Here is a 631-nt window from a genome sequence, read left to right as displayed (position 1 = left end):
TTACCACCATCATCATCGTGGCTGACACCGTGTCAATCAACAATCCTATCTCAATTACAGTCTCGCCTGATGTCATCCCGGTATAGACACTACCGTCACAAAGATTTCCTTGTAATACATCGATAAAAATTACAACAGATGCAATAAATGACAGTGCCACTAACGCAAGCGTCGCACGATGACTCCCTATCAGACCAATCTGTCGCCCAAACAGCCCGACAACGATTGCTCCTAACAAGGGTGCCGCTGGTACTAGTAAATAAAGATTTTCCATCTAAGGTACCAATTAACAATACTGTTTAACAAACTGACTGGATATAAAACTGCCTGCCGTTCAACCCTTAAGTCTATCCAAATCATCTACGTTGATAGTACGTATGTTTCTGAATAAAGCGACCAAAATCGCTAAACCAATAGCAGCCTCGGCTGCAGCCACAGTCAGAATAAAAAATACAAAAATCTGCCCAGCTATATCCTGTAAATAATATGAGAAAGCGACAAAATTTATATTAACTGCCAGTAGCATCAGCTCAATGGACATTAACAAAATAATGACATTTTTACGGTTGATAAAAATACCTACAACCCCAATGGCAAACAGAACAGCGCCCAGCACAAGATAATGTGATAG

1 protein-coding gene and 1 pseudogene are annotated in these 631 nt (G+C 40.4%); both read right to left on the bottom strand.

What is annotated here, in order from left to right:
* Positions 1-274 (bottom strand): annotated as a pseudogene (locus tag SQ11_RS16990) (NADH-quinone oxidoreductase subunit L); the annotation flags it as partial.
* A gap of 60 nt (positions 275-334) precedes the next feature.
* On the bottom strand, positions 335-631 hold a 297-nt coding region (nuoK, locus tag SQ11_RS15655; RefSeq protein WP_156972542.1), incomplete at its 5' end, for an NADH-quinone oxidoreductase subunit NuoK.

The sequence above is a fragment of the Nitrosospira sp. NpAV genome, assembly GCF_000832065.1.
Taxonomy (GTDB): domain Bacteria; phylum Pseudomonadota; class Gammaproteobacteria; order Burkholderiales; family Nitrosomonadaceae; genus Nitrosospira.
The sequence above is the reverse complement of the archived record's forward strand: the minus strand, read 5'-3'. Positions and strand labels throughout refer to the sequence as shown.